At 68.3% G+C, this 14,112-nt stretch carries 9 protein-coding genes and 1 pseudogene; 3 read left to right on the forward strand and 7 right to left on the reverse strand.

What is annotated here, in order from left to right; translation table 11 throughout:
• Positions 1 to 96 precede the first annotated feature (96 nt).
• The 7 genes from ABZ260_RS31955 to ABZ260_RS31985 form a co-directional block, all read right to left on the reverse strand.
• The gene (locus tag ABZ260_RS31955; RefSeq protein ID WP_355625248.1) at positions 97 to 4,635 is read right to left on the reverse strand and encodes a ThuA domain-containing protein; all 4,539 of its coding nucleotides are present in this window, start codon (positions 4,633 to 4,635) and stop codon (positions 97 to 99) included.
• A 157-nt stretch (positions 4,636 to 4,792) separates the two neighbouring features.
• On the reverse strand, positions 4,793 to 5,626 hold the full coding sequence (locus tag ABZ260_RS31960; protein ID WP_355625250.1) for a sugar phosphate isomerase/epimerase family protein: 834 nt from the start codon (positions 5,624 to 5,626) through the stop codon (positions 4,793 to 4,795).
• Positions 5,627 to 5,630: 4 nt separating this feature from the next.
• Positions 5,631 to 6,860 (reverse strand): ABC transporter substrate-binding protein, encoded by a 1,230-nt coding sequence (locus tag ABZ260_RS31965; RefSeq protein WP_355625252.1) that lies wholly within the window; start codon positions 6,858 to 6,860, stop codon positions 5,631 to 5,633.
• A 36-nt stretch (positions 6,861 to 6,896) separates the two neighbouring features.
• Entirely contained in the window at positions 6,897 to 7,826 is a 930-nt protein-coding gene (locus tag ABZ260_RS31970) for an ABC transporter permease (protein ID WP_355625254.1), read from the reverse strand.
• Positions 7,823 to 8,830, reverse strand: a complete 1,008-nt coding sequence (locus tag ABZ260_RS31975; RefSeq protein ID WP_355625256.1) for an ABC transporter permease — start codon at positions 8,828 to 8,830, stop codon at positions 7,823 to 7,825. The genes ABZ260_RS31970 and ABZ260_RS31975 overlap by 4 nt, the downstream gene beginning before the upstream one ends.
• On the reverse strand, positions 8,827 to 10,269 hold the full coding sequence (locus ABZ260_RS31980) for a sugar ABC transporter ATP-binding protein (RefSeq protein ID WP_355625258.1): 1,443 nt from the start codon (positions 10,267 to 10,269) through the stop codon (positions 8,827 to 8,829). The genes ABZ260_RS31975 and ABZ260_RS31980 overlap by 4 nt, the downstream gene beginning before the upstream one ends.
• Entirely contained in the window at positions 10,263 to 11,351 is a 1,089-nt protein-coding gene (locus ABZ260_RS31985) for a Gfo/Idh/MocA family oxidoreductase (protein ID WP_355625260.1), read from the reverse strand. The genes ABZ260_RS31980 and ABZ260_RS31985 overlap by 7 nt, the downstream gene beginning before the upstream one ends.
• A 213-nt stretch (positions 11,352 to 11,564) precedes the next feature.
• Between ABZ260_RS31985 and ABZ260_RS31990 the strand changes: the two genes are divergently transcribed.
• The 3 genes and pseudogenes from ABZ260_RS31990 to ABZ260_RS32000 form a co-directional block, all read left to right on the forward strand.
• Positions 11,565 to 12,623: an ROK family protein gene (locus tag ABZ260_RS31990; protein WP_355625262.1), complete on the forward strand. Its 1,059-nt coding sequence runs from the start codon at positions 11,565 to 11,567 to the stop codon at positions 12,621 to 12,623.
• A 109-nt stretch (positions 12,624 to 12,732) separates the two neighbouring features.
• A complete protein-coding gene (locus ABZ260_RS31995) occupies positions 12,733 to 13,872 on the forward strand; it encodes an inositol-3-phosphate synthase (protein ID WP_355625264.1) in 1,140 nt (379 codons plus the stop codon).
• Positions 13,869 to 14,045, forward strand: a pseudogene (locus ABZ260_RS32000) (4-hydroxybenzoate polyprenyltransferase); the annotation flags it as partial. The gene ABZ260_RS31995 and the pseudogene ABZ260_RS32000, both read left to right, overlap by 4 nt.
• Positions 14,046 to 14,112: the final 67 nt, after the last annotated feature.

Consider the following 14,112-nt stretch of genomic DNA (forward strand, 5'->3'; position numbering starts at 1 on the left):
CCCCCGCCGGGGAGAGGGCACGGCCATGCGTGCTGAGGAGGTGGGGCTATGTTGTCGCGCAGTGTAGCCCGGTGCCTCTTACGACCAGGGGCGTTCTCAATTGATGGTTGTGATCACCTTGTCGGCGTCGCGGGTCAAGGTGTCGCGGACGTCGGTCCTCGGCACCAGCTGCTGGTCGGCCAGCAAGTTCTTGAAATTGGCCAGCTGACGGAGAGCCTTGGCGTCCTTGCCCGACGACTCCGCCTTGCGGGCCTTGGTCAGCTCCTTGGTCAGCGCACTGTGTGCGGTCACGGACAGCCAGTTGGTGGCACGGAACCTGTCGATCAGGTTCTGCATGTCCCGCATGGAGGTGGTGATGCTGAACCGCACGTTCGTCGTGGTCGAGTTACCCGCGTTGTCGTCTGCGGCGACCATGACCGTGTGGCTTGCCAGGGTCTGGGTGAACAGCGGCAGCACCGAGCCGGACGTGAGGGCAGCGCTGTCGAGCGTGCCCGACATCGTCTTCACGCCGGAGGTGCTGTCCACGGCCTGCCAGGTGATGCGCAGGTCCTGGGAGTCGCCGTACACCTCGCCGTCCGCGACACCGGACACCATCAGAGTCGGGTTAGTTCCGTCGATCTTGAGGACGGCGGCCTTCTCCTGTTCGGTGGTGCCGGCGGTGTCGACGGCCCGGTAGCGCACCTCGTGCTGACCGTCCCCACTGACCACCACGGGCTGATTGGCGTAGGCCTTCCAGTCCGCCTGATCGAGGGAGTATTCGATACGGGCGACCCCTGAGGCGGCATCCTGCGAGGTCAGGAGAACCGGCACATCGCCCTTGTTCCAGCCCGCGTTGTTTGGCGCGGCGAACGACGCGGTCGTCTGCGGAGCACTGGTGTCGATCTTCAGGGTGAGTAGGCGAGCTTCCTCGACGTTGCCCGCTCCGTCGCGAGATCGGTACTCGAGTTCACGCATTCCGTCGCCGCTGACCAGGACCGTCTCGGTGTAGGGGGTCCAGACGCCGCTGTCAAGGCGATACTCGGTGGCGGCCACGTCGGAGGCGTCGTCGACGGCGGTCAGTGAGACCTCGACGGGCCCGGAGGTGTACCAACCATCCTTGCCGTTCGGCTGGGCGGCCTTGGCCGTGGTCACGGGCGGTGTCTTGTCGGCGCCGGCGGCTGGGGTGAACCTGAACCTCTGGTCGTCGACGTCAAGGCAGTTCCATTGGATGAGCGCGCCGCCGTCGGCCTGGGATCCGCCGCTGACGCCGAGGCACAGGCCGGTCCTGGCCGAGCTGATCCGGTAGTGATCGCCGGTCGCGACGAGGTTGAACCGCTGGTTGACCTGGTCGGGGACGGAGGTGGCGTGGCAGGTCCATTGGAGGAGCTGGGTGCCCACCGGGGTGCCGGGCACGTCCAGGCACTTGCCGCTCTTGAGGTTCTTGAACTGGAAGCTGCCGTCCGAGAGCGCGATGGCCTCCCACTTCTGTTCGGGGCCCTGTGTCGCGCTGTTCTGGACGATCTTGGCGTTGTCGGCGTCGCCGGTCGGCGTGACGTTCTTGCCGCTGTGCTTGGCCGTGATCGTGTAGTTGCCCGGCTCCAGCCGGGGACCGGTGTTTTCGCCGGTGAACTGGATGGCGTCCAGGTCGAAGGCGTTGTTCTGGCTGTTCTTGAAGACGACGTAGAGCGTCTTACTGCGGACGTCGGACTTGACCGGGACCGCGAGCGTCATCTGGTAGTTGTTCCAGTCCCCCGTGTTGGGAACGGGGGTGGTGGCCAGCAGCGTGCCGGTGGGCGAGTCGGCGCGCAGTTCCACCGAGCCTCCGCCGGACGGGCTGGACAGGCGGTAGCTGACTGCGGTTACCCCGTTCAGGTCCATCGGGGTGAAGGCGATCCAGTCGTTGTTGCTGATGTCACCGATGCGCTTGCCGCTCTCCGCGCCGGACTGGTCGATGACCCGGATGCCGGAGCTCGCCGTGAAGTACTCGGCCTGCTTGTGCCGGGGCTGCAGGACCGCCTTGGCGTAACCGGTGAGCGGGTTGTCGCCCTTGTCGGTGTAGTGCGCGTTGATGGCGTAGTAGAGGTTGGCTCCCTCAGGGTGTCCGCCGATGTCGCTGGTCGAGATGGTGCCCTCGCACCCGGGGATCTCGATGGTCTCGTGCTCGTGGTCGTCGTGTCCAAGCGCCGGGGCCACCAGCACCTTGGAGCAGTCGATCGTGCCGTCCTCGGGGTCGGTGACCTTGACCTTGTACGGCACGTCCTGGCCGAACTCGATCAGAGTTCCGTTCAGCGGCATCTCGATGGTGACGGTGGGGGAGGTGTTGCCCACCGTGATCAGCACGTTGGCGAACCCCTCCTTGCCGGTGACGTCGGTCACCTTGAGCTGGGCGGTGAACCGACCGGCCGAGGAGTAGGTGTGGCTCGCCGTGGCACCGGTGGCGTCGAAGGTGCCGTCCCCGTCGAAGTCCCAGGCGAACTCGATCGGGTCGCCGTCGGGGTCGAGGCTGCCGGCACTGTCGAAGTCGACGGTGAGCGGGGCGGGACCGTCGGTGCGGGACGCCTTGGCCTTGGCGATCGGCGACCGGGCGCCTGCGGAGTAGTCGATGCGGTACAGGCCCGAGTCGTTGTTGCCGCCGCCGAAGGAGTTGCCCCATTCCAGCAGGTACAACGAGCCGTCGCGGCCGAAGGTCATGTCCATCGGCTTGAGGAAGGTCTGGTTCGGCAGGAAGCTGTTGATCTTCAGTACCTGGTCGTCGCCGTCGAGGTGGATCTCCTTGATGTAGTGGCGCGACCACTCGTAGAAGAAGTTCACCCCGTCGAAGTAGGCCGGGAACTTGGTCTCGGAGGTGCTGTCGGCGTCAAAGCGGTAGACCGGGCCGCTCATCGGGGCGGAGCCGCCGGAGCCGAGCTCGGGGAATTTCGGCGAGGTGCCGTAGCCGTACCACATGACGGGCTTTTGGATCGGCGGCAACTCGGTCAGCCCGGTGTTGTTGGGTGAGTCGTTGACGGGGTTGGCGCAGTCGAACTTGGGTCCGGCCACCTTGGTGTCGGGGTTGTAGGGCGCGTAGGGCTGGTTGTCACCGTGGCAGAACGGCCAGCCGAAGTTGCCGGCCTGTTTGATGACGTTGTACTCCACCAGGCCCTCGGGACCGCGATCGGTCGTCGCGCCGCCCCGGTCGGGGCCGTAGTCGGCCACGTGGACGTACCCGGTCTTGGCGTCCACGGTGAACCTGAACGGGTTGCGAAAGCCCATGGCGTAGATCTCGGGCCTGGTCTTGGCGGTGCCGGGCGAGAACAGGTTGCCCTCGGGGATGTCGTAGCCGCCATCGGCCTTCGGCTTGATGCGCAGGATCTTGCCGCGCAGGTCGTTGGTGTTGCCCGAGGTACGGGCGGCATCCAGCATCTGCTGTCCCGGCCGCCAGTCGATGGGCGCATATCCCTGCCAGTCGGGCGACAGGTTCGGCGGGACGTCGTCGCCGGTGCTCAGATAAAGGGTGCCGTCGGGCCCGAACTCCACCGCGCCCCCGGTGTGACCGGGCTCGGGGTAGGTCCGCTGCCGGTAGGCGGGCACCTCAAGGATCTTCTTCTCGGTGGACAGGTCGATGGAGTCGCCGCTCACGGTGAAGCGGGAGAGCCGGTTGACGTCCTCGGTGCTGTCCGCAGGCGACCAGTAGAGGTATATCCAGCCGTTCTCGGCGAACTTCGGGTCGAGTTCCATGCCGACCAGGCCGTCCTCGCCGCCGGTGTAGACGCTGAGCGTGGCGGCGGTGACCGTGCTGTGGGTGTCGGGCTTGTGGATCTTGATCTCGCCCTTGCGCTGGACGTAGAAGACCCGGCCGTCGGCGGCCACGTCCAGCTCCATCGGGTCGGCGGTGTTGTCGTCGAGCGTGACCTTCTCGAAGCTGCTGTTCACCGTGCCGCCGCAGTCGCCTTCCTCGGCGCCGGCGGCCCACTTGACACCCCCGAGCACGTGCTCACGGAAGGGCGCCTCGCTGTAGGAGGCGGCGTCGTGTCCCATGGCCGTCGCCCACACCTTGCCGCCCTCGGCCTTGCGGCACCAGGAGATCGGATGGTCGGCTCCCATGGCCGAGCCACCGGGGTTGTAGGTGGTCTCATCCGCGGTCACCAGGACGTGCACGTTGCCGCGGGGGTTGGGCGCGAAGTTGTACCACTCCTCGGGCCGCTGCCACCGATGGGGCAGGTTCTTGGTGGAGGGGTGGACCCGGTCGATGACCTTGGCGGTGCCCTGCAGCACGCCCGGCGAGTGGGCGGGCATGTGGGCGCCGCCGTTGACCAGGTCGTCCCACCAGGGGAAGTCGTTCTCGATCCCCATGTCGAGGGCGTTGTGGATGCCGACGACGCCCTTGCCGGAGCGGACGTACTTCTGCAGTGCCTGGCGCTGCTCGTCGTTCTCCCAGACCATGCCGGAGTTCTGCAGCATGATCACCACGTCGAACGTGGCCAGGTTCGCGTCGTTGAAGGCGCTGGAGTCGGCGGTCTCGACCACCGCGAAATGGTTGTCCGCGGCCAGTTCCTTGACCATCTGGACGCCGGCCGGGATCGAGGTGTGCACATACCCGACGGCCTTGGTGAACAACAGCGCCCGAAAGGTCTCATGGCGGGCGGAGGCGGAGGCGGAGGCGGGGCCTGTTCCCATTAACGTCAGCAGGATCGGAAGGATGAGGGCAGCAAGAAATCGACGCATGGCGGATCTCCGGGGGGGATGTGTGATGTTTCTCTACCGCGTTCTCTCTACCGTGGGCAGCCCTGCCGGGGCTCGCTGCGAACGACGAGCCCCGGACAGGGGTGAGAGATCAGAGGGTTGTCAGGAACGCGAGCCCGTCAACAGCGAGGGCGTCCTGGGTCGGGGCCAGCGGCCGCCAGATGGAGGCCGCGGTGGCGATCGTCTGGTTGTGCGCGGTGAAGGACTCGATGACCAGGGGCCCTGTGTAGTCGGTTTCACGCAGGGCCCGGGTGAAGGCGGCCCAGTCGAAGCGATCGGCGCCCGGGGCGCCCCGGTCGGTGCCGCACACCTGCACGTGTGCGATCCGGCCCGCCGCGGCGCGTACGGCCTGCGCCGGGTCCTTCTCCTCGATGTTCATGTGGTAGATGTCCAATGCCAGGTCGCAATTGTCAGGCAGCGCCTCCAGTGCTTGTTCGACGGTGTTGATCAGGCTGGTCTCGTAACGGTTGAGCGGCTCGACGGCGATCCGCACGCCGCGCTCGCCCGCGTACTCGGCCACGGGCGCCAGGTTCTTCCGCAGTTCCGCGTAGGCGTCCCGGCGCTCGCCGGGGGACATCCGCCAGGTCCGGCCGACGGAGGCGTAGGCGGGGCCGCCGATCACGGGTGATCCGACGGCCGCTGCGACGTCGACGCAGTGACGAAGGTAGTCCTGGGTGCCCGCCACCACCTCCGCCGAGGCCGCCACGAGTTCCCGCCCGGGCGGCATGACCAGCACCACCGACGCGGCCAGCCCATGCTCGGCCAGGAGCGCCGCCCCCCGCTTGGGGTCCCAGTCACCGGGCTGCTCGACCGGCAGCTCGATGACGTCGAACCCCCAGGCGGCGACCTTCGGCACAAGGTGTTCCAGGTCATCGTCCGTCAGCGGCGATACCCACACCCAGGTGTTCACTCCAACAGGGAACATTCGTTCACCCCTTCTTACCGCCCCAGTTCTCGGGGAAGCCCGGCATGGTCTCGCAGCCGCACAGGGCGTAGTGCAGGGGCGGCATGTTCGGCTGGAGGTAGGTGTCGAGGCTGGCCGAGGTGATCTTGGGCTGGGGAAGGTTCCAGAGCTTGGGCACCTCCTCACCCTTGAGGATCTTCAGCGCGGCGATGATCGGAGTGCGCCACTGGTAGGTGGGGTAGGTGGGGGCGACGGCGGTGAGGTTGCCGTCCTTCCACTTCTGCAGGAAGTCCTGCTGGTCCTCGCCGTTGATCGGCGGCACCGGCAGCCCGGCGTCCTCGAACGCCTCGATCGCGGCCACCGCGGTCGCGCCCGCGTCCATCCAGACGCCGTCGATCTTGCCGTAGCGCTGGATGTAGTCGCTGACGATGCTCTTGGTCTTGGCCGCGTCGCCATCGGTGAACTCGACGCCGACCACCTCGACCTCGCTGTTGTCGAAGGCGACCTTCGCCGCCGACCAGCGAGTCTCCAGCACGTCCACGCCGGGCAGGATGCGCAGCGCGAGGATCTTGCCGCCGGCGGGGACCTTCTCGATGAGGAACTCGGCGGCGTCGGCGCCGAAGGCGTAGCCGCCGATCGGCTTGATGAACGTCACCGGGCAGTCGGTCTCCACACCGCGGTCGAAGACGATGACCGGGACCTTGGCCTCGCAGGCGCCCTTGACGGCAGGGGTGAGCGTCGCCGTCGTGTTCGGCGAGACGATCAGCGCGTCACAGCCCTTGGCCTGCAACTCGGCGATGTCGGAGATCTGCTTGTCGTCCTTGCCCTCGGCGTCGAGCGCGGTGAGCTTGGAGATCTCCTTGTGCGTCGCCGCCTCGGCCTGCATGGTCTTCCACCCGACCTGCCGCCAGGGGTTGTTGACCGCCGCGTTGGAGAAGCAGATCTCGTACGGCCCGTCCTTCTTGTACGTGGCGGTGGAGGTCATCTGCGGCGCGATGGCCTGTTCCCACGGCTTGTCCGCAGGCCCTTCCGGGGTCTGCGCGCGCATGGCGAGCTGGGCGTCGTAGTCGGATTGGACGAAGAACTTGGACTGTTCTCCGGTCCCCGCACCGGCCGGGGCAGCCGATGACGCGGTGGCACCCGGGGCCGAGGACTGACCGACCGGCGTGGCCGGCTTGTCGCTTGCGCAGGCGGCGGTGAACGACACCAGAGCCGCCGCGGAAAGTACGGCTACTACGGGCCGGCGACGCAACATAGGGGTCTCCTTCTTACATATTTCTCGGGGGGGTGTTCAGGTGCTTGCCCTGAGTTTGAAAGGCAGCCGTACGGCTCCGACCGCGACGGCCGCGATGATGATGACCCCCTGCACGGTGAACTCCAACGCCCCCGAGATCCCGTACAGGTTGAGCAGGGTGAACAGTGCCTCCAGGGTGAGCGCGCCGGCCATCGCGGCGACCACCGACCCGCGTCCACCGCCGAGGACCACGCCGCCGAGGACGACCGCCGTGATCGCCTGGAACTCCAGTCCCTGTCCGACCTGGGCGGAGACACCCGCGAAACCTCCGAGCAGGACCCCGGCGACCGCGGCGGCCAGGCCGGAGAGCATGAAGGCGAGGATCCTGGCCCGGGCGACCCGCACCCCGGACAGGGCCGCCGCGCGCTCGTTGTCGCCGGTGGCCATCAGCGTCTTGCCGAAGTTGGCCCGCATCAGCGCGAAGGCGGCCACCCCGACGGCCAGCAGGATCAACACCGACCAGGGAATCGGGCCGAGGCTGCCCCGCCCGAACTCGCGGAACCCCGGCGAGAGCGCTCCGCGCGGCGCACCCCCCGTCCACAGGAAGACCGCACCGGACAGGATGAGCATCATGCCGAGCGTGGTGATGAAGGACGGCACCTTCAGCAGGGTCGTCACGGCGCCGTTGACCAGGCCGACGAGGAGGCCGAGCAGGATCAGCAGGGCGATGACGGGCCAGGTGGCCGATTCGTCGCCGTCGATGAGGCGGGCGGCGATGACCACCTCGGCGGTCACCAGGGAGCCGACCGACAGGTCGAACTCCCCGGAGACGATCACGAAGTACTGGCCGGCTGCCAGGATCACCAGCGGCGCGGCGCGCTTGGCGAAGCCAAGGAATCCTGCGGGTTCCAGGAAGAAGGGGTTGACCACGGCGATGGCGACCAGCAGTACGGCCAGCACTCCGAAGATCGGCAGCGTTCGTTTCATGCCCGCCTCCCCTGCCTGCGCCTGGCATAGATCGCCACGGCGGTCACGATGACCACGCCCCGCACCACGTCCTTGAAGAAGGAGTCGACCTCGAGCTGGTTGAAGACGCTGTCCAGCGTGGCCAGCAGCAACACGCCGCCGACCGTGCCGCCGACCCCGCCCCGGCCGCCCGCCAGCGCGGCGCCGCCGAGAACCACCGCGGCGATCGACTCCAGGTCGTATCCGCCGTCGGTGCCGACCGTGGGGGCGCCGGCGCCGAGCCTGCTCGCCAGCAGCAGCCCGGCGATCCCGGCGCACAGTGAGCAGAGCACGTGCGTGACGATCACGATGCGGTCGGTCCGTACCCCGGACAGGCGGGCGACCTCCTGATCGCCGCCCACCGCGTAGATCCGGTAGCCCAGCGTGGTACGCCGGAGCAGGAACCAGGCGGCGACCGCGACCGCCGCCCAGAGCATCGCCGAGACCGGGATCGGGCCGATCCGGTCGTAGCCGAGATGCTGGAACGACTCGGGCACCTTCCCGGCCGGGCCGTCATAGAGGTGATCGAGCACGCCCTTGAGGATCAGCGCGACGCCGAGGGTGGCGATGAACGGATGTACGTGCAGCTTGGTGATCACGACCCCGTTGAGCAGCCCCACGGCGGCGCTGATTCCGATGACGGCGGCGACGGCCAACGGGATGTTGCCGTCGAGACCGGCCATGGTCTCGGCCGCCACCAGCGAGGTGAGGCTGATCAGGTAGGCGACGGAAAGGTCGAGCGAGCCGGCCAGGATGGCGAGCGTCTGGCCGATCGCGACGATCCCGAGCGCGGCCGAGCGCTGTTGCACGCTGACGAGGTTCTCTGCCGTGAGGAACTGCCCGCCGCGCGCCGCGACCAGCACCCAGCCGATGAGGACCACTCCGGCCAGCGCCAGGAACACGACTCTGGCCGGGCTTGAGCCGCCTGTTCGCAGAAGGGGCAGGACACGTGAGGACGCGGCTTTGATCCGCTCGCTCTCGATCATGACGCCACCTCGTCTGCGGCCAGCCGCATGATGGCCTCCTCCGTGGGAGCTGCGGGGAGAGTGCCGATGACACGGCCGTCTCGCAGGACCACGATGCGGTCGCTCATGCCGATCAGCTCGGGCAGTTCGGAGGAGATCATCATGATCGCCATGCCGTCCTCGGCGAGCCGGCGCATCAGGTCGTGGATCGCGGCCTTGGCGCCGACGTCCACGCCGCGGGTGGGCTCGTCGAACAGCAGCACAGTGGGGGCGGCCGTCATCCACTTGGCGAGCACGACCTTCTGCTGGTTGCCGCCGGACAGGTAGCGGACCTCCTGGTCCTGGCGCGGCGGCGTGAGCCGTACCCGCTCCAGCAACTCGCTCAGCCCGTTCTGGTGGCGACGGCCCATCGCGCGGGACACCAGCAGCGCGTTGTCGCGCACCGACTGGCGCAGGGCCAGCCCCTCGGCCTTGCGGTCCTCGGTGACCAGGCCGATCCCCGCCGCCACCCCTTCCCGGACCGAGCGCGGGCGCCGCGGTGTCATCTCGCCCCTGGTGAACGGCTCGGCGCCGAACAGCGCCTTGGCCAGCTCGGAGCGCCCCGAGCCCTGCAGCCCGGCGATGCCCACGATCTCGCCCGCGCGCAACTCCAGGTCGATGTCGTGCAGTTTGTCGTTGCCGCCGCCGGTCACGCGCAGCCGCACCTGGCCGGTGGCGGTGGCGCGCGGCGGGAAGTAGGTGCCCAGGTCGCGGCCGACCATCAGCCTGACCAGGTCGTCCGAGGACACGTCGGCGATCGGTACCGTCGTGACGCGTTTGCCGTCCTTGAGCACGGTCACCCGGTCGGCCAGGTCGAACACCTCGCGCAGGCGGTGGGAGATGTAAAGGACCGCGATGCCGCGCTCCTGCAGGCGTCGGACGAGCCGGTAGAGAAGCTCGACCTCATGTTCGGCGAGGGCGGCCGTCGGTTCGTCCATGACCACGATCCTGGCGTTGAGCGAGAGGGCCTTGAGGATCTCGACGACCTGCTGCTGGGCCACCGACAGCCGCCTGACCAGGTCCCGGGGCCCGAAGGACGTCTCGCCGAGCTGGGCGAGGAGCCGTTCGGTGGCGGTCTCCATGGCCGTCCTGTCGACCAGGCCCACGCGGGCGGGTTCGCGGCCGAGGAAGACGTTCTCCGCCACGCTGCGCTCGGGCAGGAGGTTGAACTCCTGGTAGACGATCGCGACCCCACTGTGCTGCGCCTCGACCGGGTGGCCGAAGGACACCTGCCGCCCGTCGATCTCGATCGTGCCCTCGTCCGGCGCGTGCACCCCGGCGAGGATCTTCATGAGGGTGGACTTGCCCGCCCCGTTCTCCCCCATCACCGCATGGACCTCGCCCGCCTCGACCTCGAGATCCACGCCGGACAGCACCCGCACGCCGAGGAAGCTCTTGCCGATGCCCGTCATGGTCAGCATGGGGTCCACTCCCCCGTGCGCGCGGAGGTGAGGACGGCCGCGCAGATCCGCGCGGCACGGGCCCCGTCCTCGAACGTCGGCAGGCCGTCACGGTGCTCGCCGCGCAGCGCGGCGTAGCTGTCGGCGACGAAGGCGTCGAAGCAGTCGCGGTAGCCCTGCGCGTGCCCGGCGGGGAGCGACGAGTACGGCAGGGCGGCCGGGGAGAGCGTCTCGGGGTCGCGCATGAGCAGCTGCGATCCGCCGCGTCTGCCGACCCACAGCTGCTCGGGCTGCTCCTGGTCGAAGGCGATGCTTTCCTCGGTCCCGGACACCTCCAGGAAGAGCCGGTTCTTCCTACCGGGAGATACCTGGCTTGTCGTGACCGCCCCCAGCGCGCCGCCGCGGGTGCGGAACTGGACGGTGACCACGTCCTCGGTCATCACCGGCGCGTGGCCCGCCCGTTCCTGCTGGACGATGACGGTCTGCGCGGACACTTCGGTGATGCGGTCGCCCGTGATGAATTCGGCGAGATCGCACCAGTGGGACCCGATATCGGCGAACACGCGGCTGGGACCGCCCAGCTCAGGATCGACCCGCCAGTTGTCGTCCTCGGGGCGCAGCAGCCAGTCCTGCAGATAGCTGCCCTGGACAAGCACTGCCCTGCCCAGGTCTCCACGTGCGATCCGCTGCCTTGCCTCGCGGGCCATCGCATGGAAGCGATAGACGAACGGCACCGTCGCGACCAGTCCCGCCTCAGCGGCGTGGGCCGCCAGCATTTCGGCGGTCTCCGCGTCAGTGGCCAGAGGCTTCTCACAGATCACCGCCAGCCCGGCGGCCAGCGCCTTGAGCGTGAGCGGAGCGTGCAGATGGTTGGGGGTGCAGATGTGCACCACGTCGATCTCGCCAGACTCGATCAGCTCGTCCGGGGAGTGGAAGGCCCGTCCGATGCCGTGCTGACGGGCCCGCTCGATTCTTGACCCGGCAACGCCAACGATCTTCGCGCCGGCGAGAAGGGCCGAGCTGGTATGCACACGGCCCATAAAGCCGGTCCCCACGATGCCGACTCTGGGTCTTTTGGCGAGTTGCGAGGGTATGTCCTGCATGTTTCGGGATCGTAGATCCGACTTATGACGAGCGTCAAGCAAAACAATCGTACAGTTCGACATAAAGGCGCTTCGTAATCACCGTAAGGAGTACAGGTGACTCAGGGCCTACCGAGTAGCCCCGGAGCAGGGACGATGCTCTCGCTCCTGCGTGACGGACAGGCACGGACCCGCAGTGAGCTGGTACGACTCACCGGTCTAGCAAGGTCCACTGTGTCCCAGCGGATCGATGCCCTGCTACTCCAGGGCTTGATCGTGGCCGCCGACGACGCGGCCCGCTCTGGCGGCAGGCCCACCACCGCCTACGCCTTCAACCGCAGCGCGCGGATGGTGCTCGCCGCCGACCTGGGTGTCACCCACGCCAGGGTCGCGGTGGCCGATCTCGGCGGCGCGATACTGGCGGAACGTGCCACCGACCTGCCCATCAGCCGAGGCCCCGAGCCGACGCTGAGCTGGGTTCTCGACGCCTTCCACGAATTGCTCGCCGAGTGCGGTCACACATTCGCCGAGGTGTGCGGCGTCGGGATCGGCCTGCCGGGCCCCGTGGAGCACGGAACGGGGAAGACGGTCAGTCCGCCGATCATGCCCGGCTGGAACGGCTTCCCCGTGCCGAGCTGGTTCGGCACCCGTCTGGGCGTCCCCGTCCTCGTCGACAACGACGTGAACATCATGACGCTGGGCGAGCACTGGGCCGCCCACCCCGATGCGGACCATCTGGTCTTCGTGAAGATGGGTACGGGCATCGGCTGCGGGATCATCACCGGAGGCCGCCTGCACCGGGGCGCCCAGGGGAGCGCAGGCGACATCGGCCACATCCGGGTGCCCGCCGTCGACCCGGTGCTGTGCCGTTGCGGCAACAGCGGCTACCTCGAAGCCGTCGCCGGCGGCGAGGCCCTGGCCGCCCAGCTGCGGATTCTGGGACTCGAAGCCTTTGACAGCCGCGACGTGGTCCGGCTGGTCAAGATGGGCAACACTCCGGCGATTCGACTCGTTCGACAGTGCGGCAGGGAGGTCGGCGGCGTGCTGGCCTCGATCGTCAACTTCTTCAATCCCGCGGTCATCATGATCGGCGGCGATCTGGCCGAGGCAGGCGAGCATCTCCTGGCGGGCGTTCGCGAGGTGGTCTACGCTCGCTCGCCGCCCCTGGCCACCCAACGACTCGGCATCCGCGCCAGCCAACTCGGCGACCGTGCGGGTGTCATGGGCGCGGCCGCGATGGTCATCGAACACGTCTTGGCTCCCGAGGCCGTCGACCAACCCAACTCCGCTTAACTTATGCCGACAGTCGACATATTGATTATTGACCGTCGACGAAACTGGCCTTTAACATCACGAAACATGGGGCGTATCTGACAAAAGTCGCCACTGTTCGGAGGTCGCAATGCCCACGTTCGGCGTATGGCTGGTCGGTGCTCGAGGATCGGTGGCGACCACCGCGATAGTCGGTGCCGCCGCCTTCAGGGCGGGGATCTCTCCTCCTCGCGGCTGCGTCACCGACATCCCCGGCTTCCCCGGCAGGCTTCCGCCGTTCGCCGACATGGTCTTCGGCGGTCACGACACGGCGGAGATCTCCCTGCGCAAACGAGCCGAGCAGCTGAGCGAAGCAGGCGTGATCCCGGCTCACCTGCCCGCCCTGCTCGCCGAGGATCTGGCCACCGCGGAGGCCGAGATCCGGCCGGGGTATGCGTCCGGCGACGCTCCACAGAGCGCGGCCGCCGCCCGCCTGATCCGCGATCTCGTCGAGTTCCGCGAGAGACACGGGGCGGACCGCGTCGTCGTGGTCAACGTGTCGTCGACCGAGCCCCCCGCCGTGTGGCGCCCCGAGTTCGAGCGGCTGGCCGACCTGGAGCAGGCGCTGGCGGGCGGGGCGGAGGTCCTGCCTCCCAGCTCGCTCTACGCATACGCCGCCTTCCACGCGGGCTGCGCCTATGTCGAGTTCACCCCGTCCACCGGGCCGACCCTGCCCGCGCTGGCGGAGCTGTCCGCCTTGAAGGCCGTGCCGTACGCGGGGCAGGACGGCAAGACCGGGGAGACCCTGGTCAAGAGCGCGCTGGCGCCCATGTTCGCGGGCCGGGCGCTGCAGGTGCGCTCCTGGTCGGGCCTGAACCTGCTCGGCGGAGGGGACGGCGCCACCCTCGCCAATCCGGACGCCAGGGCGAGCAAGCAGATGTCGAAGAACCGGGCCGTCACCGGCGTGCTCGGGGCGGGAATCGACGGCCAGACGCACATCGACTACGTCCCCGACCTCGGTGAGTGGAAGACCGCCTGGGACCACGTCACGTTCGAGGGTTTCCTCGGCGTGCGGATGACCTTCCAGTTCACCTGGCAGGGCTGTGACTCCGCGCTGGCCGCGCCCCTCGTCCTCGATCTCGCCCGGCTGGTCGCCCGGGCGCATGAGAAGGGCCGGCACGGTGTGCTCCCCGAACTCGGTTACTTCTTCAAGGATCCCCTGGCGACGGATGAACACAGGCTCGCCGAGCAGTACGCCCAGCTGCGCGCCTTCGCCGAGGAACTGTCGTGAGGGCGCTGCTCGAACTGGTCAGAGCACCCGCCGCGCTTTCCGTACCCGGCGACACCATGGCCGGTGCGGCGGCGGCAGGACGACCCGCCACCCCCGGACCGGCCGTCGCCTCCTTGTTCCTCTACTTGTCGGGCATGGCGCTCAACGACTGGGCCGACCGGGAGACCGACTCGTAACGATTCAGCGCGGCCGTCGCGGCGGCGCGCACGCTCGCGTCCAGCGAGGCGGGCGAGATCACCC

The organism is Streptosporangium sp. NPDC006013 (assembly GCF_040614275.1).
In the GTDB taxonomy this organism is placed as follows: Bacteria; Actinomycetota; Actinomycetes; order Streptosporangiales; family Streptosporangiaceae; genus Streptosporangium.